The following is a 19,738-nucleotide window of genomic DNA, read 5'->3' as shown; positions in this document are numbered from 1 at the left end:
GGTGACCAACAGCAAGCGGCTTCTACTGATCGACGGCCATTCGGTGGCCTACCGGGCGTTCTTCGCGCTGCCGGTGGACAACTTCGCGACCTCCACGGGGCAGCACACCAACGCGGTGTTCGGGTTCACCTCGATGCTGATCAACGTGCTCCGCGACGAGCAGCCCACACATCTGGCGGTGGCCTTCGACGTGTCCCGGCACTCGTTCCGCACCGACTCCTACCCGGAGTACAAGGCCACCCGCTCCGCGTCGCCGGCGGAGTTCAAGGGGCAGGTCGAGCTGCTCAAGGACGTGCTGGATGCGCTCAACGTCGTGCATCTGGAATCAGAGGGCTATGAGGCCGACGACATCATCGCCACCTTGGCCACCCAGGCGGGTTCGGAGGGCTTCGAGGTCTCGATCGTCACGGGAGACCGCGACGCCATGCAGCTGGTCACCGACAAGGTCACGGTCCTGTACCCGCGCAAGGGCGTCTCGGATCTCGCCCGCATGACGCCGGAGAGCGTCGAGGAGAAGTACCTGGTGCCGCCCGCGCGCTACCCGGAGCTCGCGGCCCTGGTGGGGGAGGCCAGCGACAACCTGCCGGGCGTGCCCGGCGTCGGCCCCAAGACCGCGGCCAAGTGGCTCGCCCAGTACGACGGGCTGGAGAACCTGCTGGAGCGCGCAGAGCAGGTGCCGGGCAAGGCCGGTCAGTCCTTCCGCGATCATCTCGAAGACGTGCGGCGCAACCGCCGGCTCAATGCGCTGGTGCGCGACGTGGCGCTGCCGATGGGGCCCGACGAGCTGGAGCGCCACGACTGGGATCGGGAACGGGTGCACAGCCTGTTCGACGCGCTGGAGTTCCGGGTGCTGCGCGAGCGGCTGCTGGAGCTGAGCCCGTCGGAGCCGGTCGCCGTCGAGCAGCTCGAGGTGCGCGGACAACGGCTGGCGGCAGGGGCGCTGCCCGGATGGCTGGATGCGCACGCGAAGGATCCGGTCGCCCTCCACGTGGTGGGTCTCTGGGGCGCCGGTGCGGGCGACGTCTTCGCGCTGGCGTTCGCGGCCGGCGACGGCGAGGGCGCCTATGTCGACGTGGCGGAGCTCGGTCCGGAGGACGAGCAGGGGCTCGCCGACTGGCTGGCCGACCCGGCGCGGGGCAAGGTGCTGCACGAAGCCAAGGGGCCCATGCTGGCCTGTCGCTCGCGCGGCTGGCAGCTGAGCGGCGTCCTCTTCGACACGCTGCTGGCCGCCTATCTGCTGCGGCCCGATCAGCGCACCTACGACCTGGCCGACCTGGTGCTGCGGTACCTGAAGCGCGATCTCGCTCCCACCGAGGCCAGCGATCAAGGCCAGCTCGCCTTCGACTTCGACGAGGAGAGCGACGACGACGCCGACTCCGCGCTGCGCACGGCGCGCGCGATCTTCGACCTGGCCGAGGTGCTCCGCCCCGAGCTGGGGCAGCGCGGCGTCGCCGCTCTGCTCGACCAGGTGGAGCTGCCGCTGCAGCGCACGCTGGCCGACATGGAGGTGCTCGGCGTCGCCGTCGACCTCGATCGGCTGAACGGGCTGCGCGACGACTTCGACGGGCTCGTCAGCGGTGCCCAGCAGGCCGCTTATGACGTGCTCGGCCACGAGGTGAACCTGGGCTCGCCCAAGCAGCTGCAGGGCGTGCTCTTCGACGAACTGGGCATGCCCAAGACGCGGCGCACCAAGTCGGGCTACACCACCGACGCGGAGGCGCTCGAGTCGCTGTTCGCCAAGACGGGCCACCCGTTCCTCGAGCACCTGCTGGCGCACCGCGACGCGATCCGGCTGCGGCAGACCGTCGACGGGCTGCTCGCCGCGGTCAAGGACGACGGGCGCATCCACACCACCTACGTGCAGACCATCGCCGCCACCGGGCGCCTGTCATCGGTGGATCCCAACCTGCAGAACATCCCGATCCGCACCCCCATGGGCCGACGCATCCGCAGCGCCTTCGTGCCGGGCCGCGGCTACGAGACGTTGATGAGCGCCGACTACTCGCAGATCGAGATGCGCCTGATGGCCCACGCCAGCGGCGACGAGGGGCTGATCGACGCGTTCCGCTCCGGTCGCGACTTCCACAACGAGATGGCGGCCATCGTCTTCCATGTGCCGTCCGAAGAGGTGACGGGGGAGATGCGCGCCCGGATCAAGGCGATGAACTACGGTCTCGCCTATGGGCTCAGCGCCTTCGGGCTGTCCAACCAGCTCAAGATCTCGGTGGCCGAGGCGCGGGAGCTGATGGACGCCTATTTCGCGCGGGTCGGCGGAGTGCGCGAGTACTTGGCGAAGGTCGTCGAGGAGGCGCGTACCCGCGGCTACACCGAGACGCTGCTGGGCCGGCGCCGCTACCTGCCGGATCTCACCTCCAGCAACCGGCAGCGTCGCGAGATGGCCGAGCGCGCGGCGCTCAATTCGCCGATCCAGGGGTCCGCCGCCGACGTTATCAAGGTGGCGATGATCAAGGTGGCCGATGCGCTGAAGGCCTCCGGCCTGCAGAGCCGGATGCTGCTTCAGGTGCACGACGAGCTGGTGCTGGAGATCGCGCCGGGGGAGACCGACGCCGTCGCATCGTTGGTTAAGGCCGAGATGGCGGGCGCCATGGAGCTGGCGGTGCCGTTGGAGGTCTCCATCGGCGTCGGATCGTCCTGGCAGGACGCCGCCCACTGACCATGGTGGGCGGCGGGCGTCAGATCGCGTCGGCGTAGAACAGCGCCCGGTTCTCCCAGATTTCGGTGTCCCAGTCGAAGGCCGTGCAGATGATGAGGACCAGCGACGGGGCGCCGTCCTCCTTGATCATCACGTCCGAGTTAGGGTCGTAATCGGCCGCCACGATCTCGGTGAAGTCGGCGTACTCGTAGCAGGCCGTGTTGCCCTTGTCGTCGTGGAGGGCGATGATGTCGCCCTTCTTCAGGGGGGTCTTGTCGGTCTTCTCGTCCAAGAGCTCGTTGCCCAGCGCTCCGCCGTTGCGGTAGGTGTGAATCGACAGGATCACGCGGCCTTCATCGTCGCCCGGGATCGGACCCTCGTTCCACCAGGCGGCCACGCGGGCCTCGCGCTTGGGGGGCGCGGGAATCGAGCCATCGTCGGTGAGGGGCAGGGAGACCACCGGCTCGTCGACGTCCAACGATTCGATGGTGTAGCGCGTGGGAGTGAAGCCCTCGGTGGCCGTCGTCACGCATCCGGCCGGCGGGGAGTCGGCAACGGAGACGGAGGGGGAGGGAGAAGCGGCCGGAGCGGGCGAGCTGGTTGCAGATGGTTCTGTGACCATGCTCACGGAGCCGGTGGGCTTGGGTTCGGTGTTCTGGCCGTCGGGCCTGCTGAGGTAGTAGACGAGCGCTACCAGGATCACCGCGACCACGGCGATCACGGCGTAGCGAACACGGCGCTGCGAGGAAGTCACCCCGCTATCCTAGGCGTAGTCGCTGGGGTCAGTTTGACCATGCGTTCCACGCGGGGATAGGCTGGTTGGGCATTGTGGCCTGCCCGCCTTCAGACCTAGCGAGGCTGGCTCGCCCTGGCGGCCTCGCCGCCGAGGCAAGGTTACGGGCACAGAAGAATTATCCAATCGGAGCCCTACTACATGACCTCCTCCACTGAGGCATCGACTGTCGCAGTCGACGACTTTGGCACTCCCGAGGCTTTCCTCGCCGCGGTTGACGCCACTATCAAGTACTTCAATGACGGGGACATCGTCTCCGGCACCGTCGTCAAGGTTGATCGGGACGAGGTCCTGCTCGACATCGGCTACAAGACCGAAGGCGTCATCCCCTCCAAGGAACTCTCCATCAAGCACGATGTTGACCCGTTCGACGTGGTCCAGGTCGGCGATGAGATCGAGGCCCTGGTGCAGCAGAAGGAGGACAAGGAAGGCCGCCTGATCCTCTCCAAGAAGCGTGCCCAGTACGAGCGCGCCTGGGGTGCGATCGAGAAGATCAAGGAAGAGGACGGCGTCGTCACCGGCTCCGTCATCGAGGTCGTCAAGGGCGGCCTGATCGTCGACATCGGCCTGCGCGGCTTCCTGCCCGCGTCGCTGGTGGAGATGCGTCGCGTCCGCGACCTCCAGCCCTACGTGGGCATGGAGCTCGAGGCCAAGATCATCGAGCTGGACAAGAACCGCAACAACGTGGTGCTGTCGCGTCGCGCGTGGCTGGAGCAGACCCAGTCCGAGGTTCGCCAGACCTTCCTCACCCAGCTGCAGAAGGGCCAGATCCGCAAGGGTGTCGTGTCCTCGATCGTCAACTTCGGCGCCTTCGTCGATCTTGGCGGCGTCGACGGCCTGGTGCACGTCTCCGAGCTGTCCTGGAAGCACATCGATCACCCGAACGAGGTTGTCGAGGTCGGCATGCCCGTCACCGTCGAGGTGCTCGAGGTGGACATGGATCGCGAGCGCGTCTCCCTGTCGCTCAAGGCCACCCAGGAAGATCCGTGGCAGACCTTCGCCCGTCTGCACCAGATCGGCCAGATCGTGCCCGGCAAGGTCACCAAGCTGGTTCCGTTCGGTGCGTTCGTCCGCGTGGGCGAGGGCATTGAGGGCCTGGTGCACGTCTCCGAGCTGGCCGAGCGTCACGTGGAGATCCCCGAGCAGGTTGTCACCGTCGGCGACCAGGTCATGGTCAAGGTCATCGACATCGATCTCGATCGTCGTCGCGTCTCCCTGTCGCTCAAGCAGGCGAACGAGGGCATCGACGTCGCGGCCGACGAGTTCGACCCGTCGCTGTACGGCATGACCGCCTCGTACGACGACCAGGGCAACTACATCTACCCCGAGGGCTTCGATCCGGAGACCAACGAGTGGAAGGACGGCTACGAGGACCAGCGCGCCGCTTGGGAGCAGCAGTACGCCGAGGCCCAGGCTCGCTGGGAGGCCCACAAGCGTCAGGTCGAGGAGGCCGAGAAGGCCGGCCAGGAGGCCGTCGCCCCGCAGGCTTACGTGTCCGAGGACACCGGCGCCGGTTCGCTGGCATCGGACGAGGCCCTGCAGGCCCTGCGCGACAAGCTGACCGGTGGTCGCTGATCGCAGCCTGAGTTAACTCTCACGAGAACCCGCTCCCTTCAAGGGGGCGGGTTTTCTCGTATCCTCTGCCGTATGCGGATCGGTGTGACGGGCGGGATCGCCTCGGGAAAGACCTTGGTGTCGGACGCGCTGGCCAGGCTGGGCGCCGTGGTGATCGACGCCGACCTGATCGCCCGCGAGGTCGTGGAGCCGGGCACCGCGGGACTCGCGGAGATCGTCGAGCGCTTCGGGCCGGAGATCCTGGGGGACGACGGCGCCCTCGATCGCGCCGCGTTAGGGGAGATCGTCTTCGCCGATGACGCGGCGCGGGCGGATCTGAACGCGATCGTGCATCCGCGGGTGCGGGCGCGCGCCAGTGCGTTGGAGGCGTCGGCACCGACCGGAGCCGTGGTGGCGCATATCATCCCGCTGCTCGTCGAGACGGGGCAGCAGGATGCCTACGACGGGGTGCTGGTGGTCGACGCTCCGGACGATGTGCGCGAGCGGCGTCTCATGCAGCGCAATGCGCTCACGCGAGAGCAGGCGCGGGCGCGGATCGCCGCCCAGGCCACCCGCGACGAGCGGCTGGCGGCGGCCACCTGGGTGATTGACAACTCGGGCGCTCCCGAGGGCGCCGTCGCCCAGGTCGAGGCTTGGTGGGCGGAGGTCGTCGGCCCGGTCTCTTAGGCCGCCTTGGCCTTCTCGACGACGGGAGCGGGGGCCTCGAGCTTGCGGACCTCGGGGGACAGCAGCGCGAAGGCGACGGTGACCAGCATCAGGCAGGCGGCGCCGATCATGGACGGCCGTGCGCCCCACCACACCACGGCGTGTCCAGCCAGCATCAACCCGATGGGGCCGAACATGGTGGAGCCGAAGGCGTCATACGCCGCGACACGAGACAGCGCGTCGGCGGGGATGAGCCGCTGCATGGTGGTGTTCCAGAGCACGCCGAACAGGTCGAAGGCGGCGCCCATCACGAAGGCGAGGGGAACCACCACCCACAGCGGCGCGCCCAGGCCGAGCGCGAGAAACACCGGTGCCGCCAGACTGGTCAGCAGCACGCCGACGAAGATGGGGCGCTTCGGGCGGATCCGCATGGCGATCAGCACACCGAACACCATGCCGAGTGCGTCACCGGCGAGAATCCAGGACCAGGGGCCCGGACCACCCAGCTCGGTGTCGGAGAGCACCGGCCCGAGCACGCCGAAGCAGGCCTGGAACAGCAGCACCAGGAATGAGAACTGCAGCACGACGACCCAGATCCACTGCCGGGACGAGAACTCGTGCCAGCCGCGCTTGAGGTCGCCGAAGGCGGAGTGGGACTCGCTGCGATGATCGGTGAGCCCGGTCAGCCCGGACACGATGGTGCCGGAGGTGGCGAACAGCAGCGACGAGCCCAGCAGCGCCCACGCCCCGCCGACGAGGGTGACGAGCCAACCGGCGAAAACCAAGCCCGAGATGCGGGCGACGTTGGCGCCCAGCGCGAGCAGTGCGTTGCCGGGCTGGAGCTGCTCCGGCTTGAGCACCTCGGGGATGATGCCCGTGAGGGCCGGCATCATGATGGCGATCCCGATGCCGCTGAAGGCCGCCGCGGCACACAGTGCCCAGAGGGGCGGGTTGCCGCTGAGCAGGAGGACAGCCAGGAGGCCGAAGGCCAGCGCCGAAGAGAACTCGCCCACCATCATCACCTTCTGCCGCGGGAAGCGGTCGGCGATCACGCCGCCGATCAGCAGGAAGACGATCATCGGCACGCTCTCGGCGGTGAGCACCAGCGACAGCGCCTCGCTGTCGCCTCCGGGAAGATGCAGCACGCCGAAAGCCAGCGCCACGGGTGCGAAGGCGGTGCCGCCCATCGAGGCGGTGCGGGCGAAGAAGAGTCGTGCGAACTGCGGATCGCGCAGCAACGACCAGTCGGCGTGCATGAGCATACTTCCTGAAGAGAGGGGTGACGGTGGGCCCGAGTCGGGCGGAGCCGAACTAGCTTAATGCAGGTGGGGCGGCGAACCTAAGAGATTCCGCAAGTAGGTGCCACCTACTTGCGGGATCTCTAGTACGGGACTCTTTGTCGTGCCGGGTGACGTCGGGTTTGTCGGAGACGTCGGTGATCTCGCGAAACGGACTCAGGCCAAGGCCGGAGTGAGGCCCCATGGTGAGTTGGACAAGGCTCTGGAGTACGAACTCGCCGACTGCCTATGGTCGCTGATCGCCATCGCTGATGCCTTCGAGATCGATCTCGAGAGCGCCTTCCACCGGACCATGGATGAACTGTTCGATCAGTCGGGCGGTGACTTTGCATCTTGATGCCTGCCTTATGGCGCGTCATGATGTATACATGCGAACCACACTGACACTCGAAGAAGACGTCGCTCGTCTTGTTGCTGACGCGACACATCGGGAACGTCGTTCCACCAAGGACGTCATCAATGATGCGCTTCGCCGTGCGCTCAGCACTCAGGAAGTCCGGCCGTACAGCCCTCCTGTGTTCCGGGCCGACCCGGTGCCGGGCACCGATCATGGGCGGCTCAATCAGCTTGTCGATGAGCTTGACGACGACGCGCTCCTGGAGAAGCTCAGGCCATGATCGTTCCCGACGTGAATCTGCTGATCTATGCGCACGTCGACGGCTATTCGCAGCACGACGTTGCACGGCGGTGGTGGGGAGCCCTTCTGTCCAGTACCCAGACGGTCGGAATCGTCAGTCCTGTGGCGATGGGATTCGTGAGGATCGTCACTAACCGGCGCGCGCTCAGCCAACCACTGTCCGTCGACCAAGCGGTCGATGTGGTCGATGGGTGGTTCGCGCAGCCGCAGGTTCGCTTCCTTCCTGACACGGAGGCCACAGCGCACCGCGCATTTCACCTGCTGAGGCGTGTGGGTACGGCCGGCAACCTTACGACTGACGCTCAGATTGCAGCGCACGCGTGGGAACAGGCCGCAACGGTCGCTACCAACGACGCAGACTTTGCCCGGTTCCCTGAGATCAAGATCACCAACCCATTGGTTTAAGAGGTACCTGCGGAATCTCTAGCGTACGGAATCGCTCAGTCGTGGTACCGCGAAACTGCAGGAAACTTGTCGCGAAACTGCAAGTTTTGGTCCGCGAAACGGCAAGTCCTACGTCACGGGGCCGTGGCGATAGGGTGGCGGCATGCGTACCCTGGTCCATCCGCCGAAGCTGAATCCCGGGGACAAGGTGGCGGTCTTGTCGCCATCGTTCGCCGCTCCTGGGTATGCGCCGGCTTTACACGAGCAGGCGATGCGCCGGTTGACGGATGCGACGGGGCTGGTGCCGGTCGAGTTCCCGACCACGCGGCAGCTGGGTGCGTCCCCAGAAGCTCGGGCGGCTGACGTCAACGCGGCTCTCGCCGATCCGGAGATCCGGGCGATTCTGGCGACGGTCGGCGGCGAGGACCAGATCCGACTGATCCGTCATCTCGACGCCGACCTGCTGCGCACCGATCCCAAACCCTTCCTGGGATACAGCGATAACACGAACATCCTCAACTGGTTCTGGACCAACGGGGTGGCCGGCTTCTACGGCGGCTCGACGCAGGTGCAGATCGGTCCGGGGCCCGGCATCGACGAGGTCCACCTGGCTTCCCTCACGGCGGCCCTGCTCACCGGGGAGAGGGTCGAACTGACGGAGCCCGGCGAGTCGGAGGACTATGGCCACGACTGGGCCGATTCACGCGCCCTCACCGAGTTCGGCGAGCGCGAGTCGACGGAGCCTTGGGTGTGGGCCGGCCCTGCGCGCACGGTCACCGGACCAACCTGGGGCGGGTGCATCGAGGTGATCGACTGGATCGCCTTGGCTGACCGGATGCCGTCGAACGATGACCTGGACGACAGCATCCTGCTGTTGGAGACGAGCCAGGAGCTTCCGCGCCACATGGACGTGCGCGACTGGGTGCGGTCGCTGGGTGAGCGCGGAGTGCTGGAGCGCGTCCAGGGTGTGGTGGTCGCTCGTCCGCCGGCGAGCACTCTAGGGCATGAACGCCCGAGCCCACAGCAGCGCCAGGAATGGCGAAAGGCTCAACGCGAGGCCGTGATCGCAGAGGTGAGCCGGTACAACCCGGATGCCGTGATCTGCGTCGGCCCGCCCTTCGGTCATACCCGGCCGCAGTGGATCGTGCCGTACGGCGGCGAGATCACGCTCGACGGCGAATCCCAGAAGGTCTTCGCCGACTACCGCTGAGAAGCATCCGCTACTTGTTGGCCTCGATCATCTGGCGGAGCTCGCGCTTCAGATCGGCGATCTCGTCGCGGTGCCTCGCGGCCACCTCGAACTGGAGTTCGGCAGCCGCCTGGTGCATCTGCGAGGTGAGATCTTCGATCAGCTGGCGCAGCTCCGTCTCCGCCATGGACGAAGGGTCCAGGCCCTTGGTGCGTTTGGCCGGGGTGCCGCGCAGCAACTCGTCGGTGTCGGCGTCCTCGCGGGCGAGGGCGTCGGTGAGGTCGGCGATCTTCTTGCGCAGCGGAGTCGGATCTATGCCGTGCTCCTTGTTGTAGGCCAGCTGGATGTCCCGGCGACGATTGGTCTCGGCGATGGCCGCTTCCATCGACGGGGTGATCTTGTCGGCGTACATGTGCACTTGGCCGGCGACGTTACGCGCGGCTCGGCCGATGGTCTGGATGAGCGAACGCTCCGAGCGCAGGAAGCCCTCCTTGTCGGCGTCCAGAATGGCCACCAGCGACACCTCGGGGAGGTCGAGGCCCTCGCGGAGCAGGTTGATGCCCACCAGCACGTCGTAGCTGCCCAGCCGCAGCTCGCGCAGTAGCTCGATGCGTTTGATGGTGTCGATATCGGAGTGCAGGTAGCGAGCCTTGACGCTGTGATCCATCAGGTAGTCGGTGAGATCCTCGGCCATCTTCTTGGTGAGGGTGGTGACCAGCACGCGCTCGTCGCGCTCGACGCGGGCCTTGATCTCGCCCATCAGGTCGTCGATCTGGCCCTTGGTGGGCTTCAGCACCACCTCGGGATCGATCAGGCCGGTGGGTCGGATGATCTGCTCCACCACGCCGTCGGCGCGCTCCATCTCGTAAGGGCCGGGGGTGGCCGAGAGGTAGACGGTCTGCCCGATCCGCTCGACGAACTCGTCGAAACGCAGCGGGCGGTTGTCGAGCGCCGAGGGCAGCCGGAAGCCGTGGTCGACGAGGGTGCGCTTGCGGGAGGCGTCGCCCTCGTACATGCCGCCGACCTGTGGGATGGTGACGTGCGACTCGTCCACCACCAGCACGAAGTCTTCGGGGAAGTAGTCGATCAGACACGACGGGGCCGAGCCGGCCTCGCGCCCGTCGATGTGGCGCGAGTAGTTCTCGATGCCGGAGCAGGTGCCGATCTGACGCATCATCTCGATGTCGTACGAGGTGCGCATGCGCAGCCGCTGGGCCTCCAACAGCTTGCCCTGTGCCTCCAGATCCTGCAGCCGGATGGCCAGCTCCTTCTCGATGCCGGCGATGGCGCGCTCCATCCGGTCTGACCCGGCGGCGTAGTGCGTGGCGGGGAAGATGTAGGCCTCGTTGTCCTCGTGCAGCACCTGGCCGGTGAGTGGATGCAGCGTGGCGATGCGCTCGATCTCGTCACCGAAGAACTCGATACGAACCGCGTTCTCCTCGTACATGGGAAACACCTCGAGGGTGTCTCCCTTCACGCGGAAAGTGCCGCGCCCGCCGCCGATGTCGTTGCGCGCGTACTGGATGTCGACGAGGTGGCGCAGCAACTGGTCGCGGTCGAACTCGTCGCCCACCGTCAGCGTGACCCGCTGGTTGAGGTACTCCTCGGGCGTGCCCAGGCCGTAGATGGCGGAGACGCTGGCGACCACGATCACGTCGCGTCGGGTGAACAGCGAGCTCGTGGCCGAGTGCCGCATCCGCTCGACCTCCTCGTTCAGCGACGAGTCCTTCTCGATGTAGGTGTCTGTCTGTGGGACGTAGGCTTCGGGCTGGTAGTAGTCGTAGTACGAGACGAAGTACTCGACGGCGTTGTTGGGCATCAGCTGCCGCAGCTCGTTGGCGAACTGGGCGGCGAGCGTCTTGTTGGGCTGCATCACGAGCAGCGGACGCTGCAGCCGTTCCGCCAGCCAGGCCACCGTCGCGGTCTTGCCAGTGCCGGTGGCGCCGAGCAGCACCAGGTTCTTCTCGCCGGCGTTGATCCGCCGTTCAAGCTCCGCAATGGCGGCCGGCTGATCGCCGGAAGGGGTGTACTCGGAGACGACGCGAAGCGGCGCCACCTGGCGAGTGGTCTCTTCAATAGGACGCATTCATCCAGAGTAGACGCCGCCTCTGACAGTCTGTGTGAGACCGTGTGGCGATCGCTCACTCAGTGGACGACTCGTCGCCTCTTTCGGTGTTGAGACCGCTGATCGCCGGCGAGTCGACGCCGCGCGCGAGCCACCACAGGAGATCGACGCCGGGGCCCATGAGGGTGGAGGTGTCGCCGTCGCCGCCGGCGCGGGCCGAGAAACCCTCATCCGACATGATCAGCACCGGCGGCAGGTTGCTGCGGTTGGCTTCGCGGCGCAGCTGGAAGTCGAGGAGCGCGTTCAGCACGGCGCCGGATACCTGCGGGGGTTCGCCCGTCAGGTCGCTGTGGTGCAGGACCACTTCGCTGAGGCGGGCGAGCGGGAGTTCGCCGGCCGTGACCACGAGGCTCGGCCCCAGCGCGACGGTGCGGCCCACGTCGTCGAGATTCGCGAACGCGGCCTGGAGCTCGCTGGCCGTCGTGTCCAGTTCGATCTGGAGCGTCAGCGGATCGGCGAGCGCGCCGGTCTCGATCGCCAGACGCTTGCTCTCGTCGTCGGCGTACAGGCGACGAAGACGGCCGTCCGTCAGCCCCTTGCACAGGCGGATCATGGCCTTGGCGTTCTCCACCAGATGCGCCGCGACGTGTGAGCGCGTCCAGCCGGGAAGCCTCGACGGTGCCGCCCAGTCATCCACCGAGTATGCGATCGTGTCGCCAAGGAGAGCCGACGTCTGATCGCGGGTGGCGTCGACGAGCTCCGCGAAGGCGGTCGCGTCTGGGGTGCTCGTCATGTAGTAAACCTATCAAAAGGTGGGGAGAAGCCGGTCGGACAGGTGGTGATCGCGATCACGTCGTCTGCGTGCGTTCGTCGTGCTAATGGAACTGTCGGTGGCCCGTTCTAGGATGGCGGGCGTGAATGATCGACTGGTGGTGCGGGGTGCCCGCGTGCACAATCTGAAGAACGTCTCGCTGGATCTGCCTCGGGACGCGCTGATCGTGTTCACGGGGTTGAGCGGATCCGGCAAGTCTTCGTTGGCCTTCGACACGATCTTCGCGGAGGGGCAGCGTCGCTATGTCGAGTCGCTGTCGGCGTACGCGCGCCAGTTCCTCGGGCAGATGGACAAGCCCGACGTCGACTTCATCGAGGGCCTCTCGCCCGCGGTCTCGATCGACCAGAAATCCACCAGCCGCAACCCGCGCTCCACGGTCGGCACCATCACCGAGGTCTACGACTATCTGCGCCTGCTGTTCGCGCGCATCGGCGTCGCGCACTGCGAGGTGTGCGGCGCGCCCATCGGTCGGCAGACGCCGCAGCAGATCGTCGACCGTCTTCTTGGGCTGGAGGAGGGCACCCGTTTCCAGATCCTGGCCCCGCTGGTGCATGGCCGCAAGGGCGAGTACGCAGAGCTGTTCCGCCAACTCATCGGCGACGGCTACAGCCGCGTGCGCATCGACGGCGAGGTGCACCAGCTCACCGAGCTGCCGGCGCTGGACAAGAACCGCAAACACAACATCGAGGCGATCGTCGACCGCGCGGTGGTGCGGCCCAAGGCCAAGCAGCGCATCACCGAGTCGGTCGAGACGGCGCTGCAGCTGGCGGGCGGCGTCGTGATGATCGACTTCGTCGACCTGCCTGCCGACGACCCCGAACGGTTCAAGCGCTACTCGGAGAAGATGGGCTGCCCCAACGAGCACGACGTGTCCATCGACGAGCTGGAGCCGCGGCAGTTCTCCTTCAACGGGCCGTGGGGCGCCTGCCCCGGATGTTCCGGCCTCGGCACGGTCTTGGATCCCGATCCCGAGCTGCTGATCCCCGACGCGGATCTGTCGCTGGCCGAGGGCGCCATCGCGCCGTGGGCGTCGGCGCATCTTCGCTCGCACTACGACCACGTGCTGGCGTCGCTGGCCGAGGAGAACGGGTTCTCCTTCGTCGAGCCGTGGAAGGATCTGCCGGCGTCGGCCAAGAGACTTCTTCTCAGCGGGGTGAAGGGCAACGTGGTGGTGAGCTACCGCAACCGCTTCGGCCGGGTGCGCAGCTTCAGCCAGAAGTTCGAGGGCGTGGTCAACTTCATTCGACGACGCCACGAGGAGGCCGAGACCGATTCGGGGCGCGAGCGCTGGGGTTCCTACATGCGCGAGATCCCTTGCTCGGAGTGTGCGGGCGCACGCTTGAAGCCGTCGACGCTGGCCGTCACGGTGCGCGACAAGTCGATCGCAGATGTGGCCAACATGTCGATCGGGGAGGCGTCACAGTTCCTGAACGCGCTCCAGCTCACCGAGCGCGAGGCCGCGATCGCGCGGCGGGTGATCAAGGAGATCCGCGAGCGCCTGAAGTTCCTGCTCGACGTCGGCCTCGACTATCTGACGCTGTCGCGCGCGGCCGGCACGCTGTCCGGGGGCGAGGCTCAGCGCATCCGGTTGGCGACGCAGATCGGGTCGGGCCTCGTCGGCGTGCTCTACGTGCTCGACGAACCCAGCATCGGCCTGCACCAGCGCGACAACCTGCGGCTTATCGAGACCCTGGAGCGGCTGCGAAACCTCGGTAACACGCTGATCGTCGTCGAGCACGACGAGGACACCATCCGGGCGGCCGACTGGGTGGTCGATATCGGCCCCGGCGCTGGCGAGCATGGTGGCGAGGTGGTGGTCTCCGGTTCCTTCGAGGATCTGCTGGCCTCCGACGAGTCCCGCACCGGGCAGTATCTGTCGGGTCGTCTCTCGATCCCCGTGCCCGCCGTGCGGCGCACCGGCAATGGGGGGAAGATCACGGTGCGGGGTGCGCGGGAGAACAACCTGCGCGAGGTCACCGTCGATTTCCCTCTGGGGGAGCTGATCGCCGTCACCGGAGTGTCCGGATCGGGCAAGTCGTCGCTGGTCAACGGCATCCTCTACCCGGCCGCGGCCAAGCTGATCTACAACGCCAAGGCGGTGCCGGGCAAACACAAGTCGATCGCCGGCCTGGACAATATCGACAAGGTGATCCAGGTGGATCAGTCGCCGATCGGGCGCACGCCTCGGTCCAACCCGGCCACGTATACGGGCGTGTTCGACAAGGTACGTGCGCTATTCGCGCAGACGCCCGAAGCGAAGGTGCGCGGCTACATGCCGGGTCGCTTCTCCTTCAACGTCAAGGGCGGACGCTGCGAGAACTGCATGGGCGACGGCACCATCAAGATCGAGATGAACTTCCTCCCCGACGTGTATGTGCCCTGCGAGGTGTGCCACGGCGCCCGGTATAACCGGGAGACGCTGGAGGTGCGCTACAAGGGCAAGACCATCTCCGAGGTGCTCGACATGCCGATCAGCGAGGCGGTGGGCTTCTTCGAGTCGATCAACTCGATCGCGCGGCACCTCAAGACGCTGGAGGAGGTGGGCCTCGGGTATGTGCGTCTCGGCCAGCCTGCCACCACTTTGTCCGGCGGCGAGGCGCAGCGCGTGAAGCTGGCGGCGGAACTCCAGAAGCGTTCCACCGGGCGCACCCTCTACGTGCTCGACGAGCCCACCACGGGCCTGCACTTCGAGGACATCCGCAAGTTGCTGGCGGTGCTGCAGCGCCTGGTCGACGCGGGCAACACCGTCGTGGTGATCGAGCACAACCTCGACGTGATCAAGTCGGCAGACCACCTGATCGACATGGGTCCGGAGGGCGGCAATCGTGGTGGCCAAGTTGTCGCTACTGGCACGCCGGAGGAGGTCGCGGTGGCCGAGGGATCGGAGACGGGGCGCTTCCTGAAGCCGCTGCTGGAGTTCGCGTAGGTGAGCTAGTTCGGGATGACCGGCCGCATCGATTCGGGCCGGATGCGGTTGGCGGCGTACTTTCCGCCCCAGAACGCGATGGCTGCGGCGGCGAGGAACGGCAGTGCCTGAAGGATCAGGCGCAGATAGCGGTACTGGACAATGTCGATCGACTCGTACGAGTAGACCGTCACCTGCTGGGCTCCGCCGTCGCAGGTCACCAGATAGTTGCCGGCGGGAGCGTCGAAGAGCGAGGCAGGGAGCGGAGGATTGCCCTCGACCGTCACCTCGGTGAGCGGCAGTTGCGTGCCATCTCTATCTGCCACCGTGCATTCAGGGAGCGGGCCCTCCGTGTTGGTCACCGCGTAGGTGCCCTCCGTCTGGATGCTGATGGAGCCGTCGAGGCCTGGGATGTAGCGCTGCGCCAGGTGCGATCCGGGCACATTGGTGATCGAGCTCAGCACGAACACCGCGCCGATTCCCACCATCACCACCGCGACGATGCTGGTGACGATCCGCACCACGAGCGCGATCTTGCCCCGTCGCGCGAAGCGGCGGATCTGGATCCGGTACTCCGCCGCAGCAGCACGGCGGACGTCGTGGTCTTGGTTCATGCGTCAAGCCTACCGGCGGGCTGTCCGCGCTGTCGGAGGTCGGGCCTATCATCGGAGCCATGGCCGATCCTTCGACGTACCGCCCCGCGCAGGGTTCCATTCCCACGGATCCCGGCGTCTATCGGTTCTTCGACGCTTTCGGCACGGTGCTCTACGTGGGCAAGGCCAAGAACCTGCGTCAGCGTCTCAACTCCTACTTCGCCGACCCGTCGGCGCTCCACTTCCGCACCCAGACGATGGTGCGCACCGCCGCGCGGGTGGATTGGACGGTGGTGGCCAACGAACTCGAGGCCTTGCAGCTGGAGTACACCTGGATCCAGCAGTTCGACCCTCGGTTCAACGTCAAGTACCGCGACGACAAGTCCTATCCGTGGCTGGCGATCACCTGGTCGGAGGAGTTCCCGCGTGTCTTCGTCGGGCGGGGGGCAAAGCAGCGAGGCACCCGCTACTTCGGCCCGTTCGGCCAGGCCTGGGCCATTCGCGACACCGTCGACCTGATGCTGCGCGTGTTCCCCATGCGCTCCTGCACCAAGGGCGTGTTCAACCGCGCCCAGTCGTCGGGGAGGGCGTGCCTGCTGGGTGACATCGGCAAATGCTCCGCACCGTGCGTCGGCCGGGTGAGCCCGGAGGAGCATCGCGAGATCGTCTCCGATTTCTGCTCGTTCATGGCCGGCAACACCGACGCGATGATCGGCAAGGTCGAGAACGAGATGTACAAGGCCTCGGCCGAGCTCAACTTCGAGCGGGCAGCCCTGCTGCGCGACTCGCTGGGGGCGCTAAAGAAGGTGGGGGAGAAGAACTCGGTGGTGCTGAACGAGGGCACCCGCACCGACATCGTCGGGTTCGCCGACGACGGCCAGCAGGTGGCGGTGCAGGCCTTCCATATCGTCGACGGGCGGATTCTCGGGGAACGCGGCTGGATAGCCGATCGTGCCGATGATAGGCCACTCACGGGCCTGCTGGAGGCCTTCCTCGAGCAGCTCTACGAGGACCGCGACCTGCAGATCCCGCCCATGATCCTCAGCTCGGTGGAGGCTGATCAGGTGCTCGTCGACTACCTGGCCGAGCGGCGCGGCGGACCGGTGACGATCAAGGTGCCATTGCGCGGTGAGAAGCGGCGACTGCTGGATACCGTCGTGAGAAATGCCGAGTTAGCGCTGCAGCGGTCCCGAACCAAGCGTGCCACCGATGTGACCACCCGCAACGCGGCCCTGGACGAGTTGGCCGAGGCGCTGGGGCTCGATGCGCCGCCGCTGCGCATCGAGGGTTACGACATCTCGCACACGATGGGCACCGAGGTGGTGGGCTCGATGGTGGTGTTCGAGGACGGTCTGGCCCGCAAGAGCGAGTATCGGCGTTTCGTGATCAAGTCTTTCGAGGGCTCGAACGACGTCGCGGCCATGGACGAGGTGCTCTCGCGGCGGCTGCGCCGGCTGGTCGAGGAGCGCTCGGGAGACGTCGAGCTGATCGATGCCACCACCCGCAGCGCCCGCAAGTTCGCCTACGCCCCGGCGCTCATCGTCGTCGACGGCGGCCTTCCCCAGGTGAACGCGGCGGCGGAGGTGCTGGAGCGGTTGGGGCTCTCCGATGAGATCGCCCTCTGTGGGTTGGCCAAGCGCCTGGAGGAGGTGTGGCTGCCGGGGGAGGAGTTCCCGGTGATTTTGCCGCGAGCGTCCGAGGGCCTGTATCTGCTGCAGCGCCTGCGCGACGAGGCCCACCGCTTCGCCATCACCCACCACCGGGGACGCCGGGCCAAGCACGCCGTGGAGTCGATCCTCGACGACGTGTCAGGTCTTGGTGAGATGCGCCGCAAGGCCCTGCTGGCCTACTTCGGCAGCCTCCGAAAGCTGCGTGCGGCGTCGGAAGACGAGATCGCCCAGGTTCCCGGCTTCGGCCCGACCTTGGCGAAGGCGGTTAAGGAGGCCGTGGCAGGAACCGGTGGTGAGGCCATCAACCTGACCACGGGCGAGGTCATCGAGATGTGACCCCGTGCGGACGCGGGTTCCGCTTTCGGCCGCCGGATACTCCTTTTGAGGTTTCGGCCTGGGGGCTCGTTCCTCAAGGAGTATCTATGGTGTGCTTCGCGCTTTCTTGATTGTCGAGGCTTCTGCCCGGGACCTCGTACTTCGAGGCTGTGAGTATTTGGTGGTGGCTGGCCTGGGGCTCAGCTGGCAGGGTTAGCCGTGCCGGTTTCCCCCATGGATGTGGTCGTGACTCTTTCGAGGCCCGACCGGCACCCCGCGTGACAGCAGTTGGTGTCGTGTCATCAAGGAGACCTGTCCGCACCACACCCCACAGGGGGACACCGGTCGGCTATCCCAGCCCACCCGTGTTGACCTAATAGAAGGGCCTTGGCCCTGGTTCTTGGACACGGTGTCATTTCGGTTATGCCGCTTCCCCGAGCGTAGCGGAGACGGTCGTCTCGTAGGCGTTCGGGGTGATGCTGCCGATCGCGGAGTGCCGCCTTCGCGTGTTGTAGCGGTTCGCCCACCGGAACACGGCCCGGTAGGCCGTGGCCTGGTCGGGGAACGCGGGTGCGCCGTCGAGCAGTTCGCGCTTGAGCGTCGCGTTGAACGACTCGGCGAGGGCGTTGTCCGCGCTGGAGCCGACCTGGCTCATCGACTGGACCACGCCGAGGTCCTGGCAGAGCGTGGTGTAGGACTTCGAGGTGTAGACAGACCCGTGGTCTGAGTGAAACACCGCGCCGGCGAGGCAGCCGCGCTCGCGCCACGCGGCTTTCAGGGCGTCGGTGACGAGCTCGGTGCGCATGTGGCCGGCCATCGCCCAGCCGGCGAGCTTGCGCGAGCCCAGATCGATACACGACGCGAAATACAGGGTGCTGCCGTCGGCGATCGGCAGGTAGGTGATGTCACCGACGTAGCGACGGCCTGGCTCCCCGACGCTGAAATCGCGGCCCAACAGGTCAGGGAACCGCCTGCCGGACTGGTCCGGGATCGTGGTCTTCATCCGGCGCCTGAGGCGGATGCCGGCCAGAGCGTTCTCGCGCATCACACGCGCGACGCGTTTGTGGTTGACCCGCTCGCCCACGGGCGCGTTCTCGTTGAGGTCGGCGGTGATCCGTGGTGCCCCGTAGGCGCGGTCGCCGCCCTGGGCGGGGTCTTGCAGCACTCGGATCCGCGCGGCCAGTGCCGCGTCGGCGCCGCCAGATCAACGCTTAGGTGGTCGGTCGGTTTCCCGCCGGCTCCCGAGCCGGTCGCCGGCGCTAACGAGCGCACCAGCCGCTGGTTCGCCCGGGGTAGCCAGTCGGTGAGTTGGGTGTTGAAGTCCTTGGGGCTGGTGAACGAGCGCCCCGGTAGGAACGAGGACTCGAAGCCGTTATGCCGCTCGACCATGCCCTTAAACTCCGGATCACGGGGCGGGGCGAGCACGATCCGGGTCGCGAGCGTCCCAGCGAACGCAGCCGCCGAAGCGGTCACCGTGCCCCCGCCACCGATCGCTGATTCCCGGTCCCACCACAACCGTTTCGTGACCGCACCCAGCCCGGCGAGCAGTACCCACATGCCCGCGAGGATGTCACCCGCGCTCCGGGTCGGGATCATCCGCGCGCTGATGTAACGCGAGTAGGCCAGAGTCATCACCAACACCGGCAGCATCGCCAACTGGCCACCACCGACCGGGATCCTCGGCTCCGGGAACCACAGGTCGCACTGCATGGTGTCGCCGGGCTCGTGCACGATCCGATCCACCGGATCCACGCCCCGGTACTCCGGACGGATCGCACGTACCCTGTCCTTGAGTACCGTGATCGACCTCGTCCAACCGATCCGTTCCGCGATCACCGTGGCCGGCATCGTCGGATACTCCGCGAGCAACGCGCGGATCCGCGGCTCGACCGCGTCCACGATCGATCCCTTCGCCGGCCGCGCATATCGCGGTGGCTCGCTTGACGCCAACGCCGCACGCACTGTGTTCCGCGCCACACCAAGCCTGCGCGCGATCTCCTTGATCGGCACCCCCTCAGCCCGATACAGCCGACGGATCTCTGCCCAATCTTCCATCTTGATCACCCTCCCAGGGTTCAGGAAAGGGGTCAGGTTTCATCCGACACCCAGGGGTCAGTTTTCACGTGTCGGCGACACGGGTTGCGAGATCGATCACAGTGGCCAGATAGAGCCATCCCTGGTCGG

At 66.7% G+C, this 19,738-nt stretch carries 14 protein-coding genes and 2 pseudogenes; 9 read left to right on the top strand and 7 right to left on the bottom strand.

Going from position 1 to position 19,738, the window contains the following annotated elements; all coding sequences use genetic code 11:
• The first annotated feature begins 1 nt into the window (after window position 1).
• Window positions 2–2,674, top strand: a complete 2,673-nt coding sequence (polA, locus tag P0D62_RS05970; protein ID WP_275701716.1) for a DNA polymerase I — start codon at window positions 2–4, stop codon at window positions 2,672–2,674.
• A 19-nt stretch (window positions 2,675–2,693) separates the two neighbouring features.
• Here polA and P0D62_RS05965 read toward each other — a convergent pair whose 3' ends face one another.
• A complete protein-coding gene (locus P0D62_RS05965) occupies window positions 2,694–3,407 on the bottom strand; it encodes a class F sortase (RefSeq protein WP_275701715.1) in 714 nt (237 codons plus the stop codon).
• 180 nt (window positions 3,408–3,587) lie between these two features.
• On the opposite strand from P0D62_RS05965, the gene rpsA reads away from it, so the two are divergent.
• Both rpsA and coaE read left to right on the top strand, forming a co-directional pair.
• Complete coding sequence (rpsA, locus tag P0D62_RS05960; protein ID WP_275701714.1) at window positions 3,588–5,021, top strand: 30S ribosomal protein S1; 1,434 nt, start codon at window positions 3,588–3,590, stop codon at window positions 5,019–5,021.
• 72 nt (window positions 5,022–5,093) lie between these two features.
• The gene (coaE, locus tag P0D62_RS05955; RefSeq protein ID WP_275701713.1) at window positions 5,094–5,687 is read left to right on the top strand and encodes a dephospho-CoA kinase; all 594 of its coding nucleotides are present in this window, start codon (window positions 5,094–5,096) and stop codon (window positions 5,685–5,687) included.
• Here the strand turns inward: coaE and P0D62_RS05950 are convergent.
• Complete coding sequence (locus P0D62_RS05950; protein ID WP_275701712.1) at window positions 5,684–6,928, bottom strand: MFS transporter; 1,245 nt, start codon at window positions 6,926–6,928, stop codon at window positions 5,684–5,686. The two genes, coaE and P0D62_RS05950, sit on opposite strands and share 4 nt — an antisense overlap.
• A 139-nt stretch (window positions 6,929–7,067) precedes the next feature.
• Between P0D62_RS05950 and P0D62_RS05945 the strand changes: the two genes are divergently transcribed.
• The 4 genes from P0D62_RS05945 (at window position 7,068) to P0D62_RS05930 (ending at window position 9,195) form a co-directional block, all read left to right on the top strand.
• Window positions 7,068–7,301, top strand: a complete 234-nt coding sequence (locus P0D62_RS05945) for a nucleoside triphosphate pyrophosphohydrolase family protein (RefSeq protein WP_275701711.1) — start codon at window positions 7,068–7,070, stop codon at window positions 7,299–7,301.
• Between the two features lie 31 nt (window positions 7,302–7,332).
• The gene (locus P0D62_RS05940; RefSeq protein WP_275701710.1) at window positions 7,333–7,581 is read left to right on the top strand and encodes a ribbon-helix-helix domain-containing protein; all 249 of its coding nucleotides are present in this window, start codon (window positions 7,333–7,335) and stop codon (window positions 7,579–7,581) included.
• On the top strand, window positions 7,578–8,006 hold the full coding sequence (locus P0D62_RS05935) for a TA system VapC family ribonuclease toxin (RefSeq protein ID WP_275701709.1): 429 nt from the start codon (window positions 7,578–7,580) through the stop codon (window positions 8,004–8,006). Before P0D62_RS05940 ends, P0D62_RS05935 begins: the two co-directional genes overlap by 4 nt.
• A gap of 142 nt (window positions 8,007–8,148) precedes the next feature.
• Window positions 8,149–9,195 (top strand): S66 family peptidase, encoded by a 1,047-nt coding sequence (locus tag P0D62_RS05930; RefSeq protein WP_275701708.1) that lies wholly within the window; start codon window positions 8,149–8,151, stop codon window positions 9,193–9,195.
• A gap of 10 nt (window positions 9,196–9,205) precedes the next feature.
• Here P0D62_RS05930 and uvrB read toward each other — a convergent pair whose 3' ends face one another.
• Together uvrB and P0D62_RS05920 are read right to left on the bottom strand one after the other, a co-directional pair.
• The gene (uvrB, locus tag P0D62_RS05925) at window positions 9,206–11,260 is read right to left on the bottom strand and encodes an excinuclease ABC subunit UvrB (protein ID WP_275701707.1); all 2,055 of its coding nucleotides are present in this window, start codon (window positions 11,258–11,260) and stop codon (window positions 9,206–9,208) included.
• Between the two features lie 55 nt (window positions 11,261–11,315).
• Window positions 11,316–12,032: a maleylpyruvate isomerase family mycothiol-dependent enzyme gene (locus P0D62_RS05920; protein ID WP_275701706.1), complete on the bottom strand. Its 717-nt coding sequence runs from the start codon at window positions 12,030–12,032 to the stop codon at window positions 11,316–11,318.
• A gap of 112 nt (window positions 12,033–12,144) precedes the next feature.
• Between P0D62_RS05920 and uvrA the strand changes: the two genes are divergently transcribed.
• Window positions 12,145–14,997: an excinuclease ABC subunit UvrA gene (gene uvrA / locus P0D62_RS05915; RefSeq protein ID WP_319946989.1), complete on the top strand. Its 2,853-nt coding sequence runs from the start codon at window positions 12,145–12,147 to the stop codon at window positions 14,995–14,997.
• Between the two features lie 5 nt (window positions 14,998–15,002).
• Here uvrA and P0D62_RS05910 read toward each other — a convergent pair whose 3' ends face one another.
• Window positions 15,003–15,590 (bottom strand): hypothetical protein, encoded by a 588-nt coding sequence (locus tag P0D62_RS05910; protein WP_275701705.1) that lies wholly within the window; start codon window positions 15,588–15,590, stop codon window positions 15,003–15,005.
• Window positions 15,591–15,649: 59 nt separating this feature from the next.
• Here P0D62_RS05910 and uvrC point away from each other — a divergent pair, with 59 nt between their 5' ends.
• Complete coding sequence (gene uvrC, locus P0D62_RS05905; protein ID WP_275701704.1) at window positions 15,650–17,575, top strand: excinuclease ABC subunit UvrC; 1,926 nt, start codon at window positions 15,650–15,652, stop codon at window positions 17,573–17,575.
• A gap of 400 nt (window positions 17,576–17,975) precedes the next feature.
• Here uvrC and P0D62_RS05900 read toward each other — a convergent pair.
• Both P0D62_RS05900 and istA read right to left on the bottom strand, forming a co-directional pair.
• A pseudogene (locus P0D62_RS05900) lies at window positions 17,976–18,749 on the bottom strand (IS3 family transposase); the annotation flags it as partial.
• 5 nt (window positions 18,750–18,754) lie between these two features.
• A pseudogene (istA, locus tag P0D62_RS05895) lies at window positions 18,755–19,618 on the bottom strand (IS21 family transposase); the annotation flags it as partial.
• Window positions 19,619–19,738: the final 120 nt, after the last annotated feature.

The organism is Tessaracoccus caeni, assembly GCF_029211185.1.
GTDB lineage: Bacteria > Actinomycetota > Actinomycetes > Propionibacteriales > Propionibacteriaceae > Arachnia > Arachnia caeni.
The sequence above is the reverse complement of the archived record's forward strand: the minus strand, read 5'-3'. Positions and strand labels throughout refer to the sequence as shown.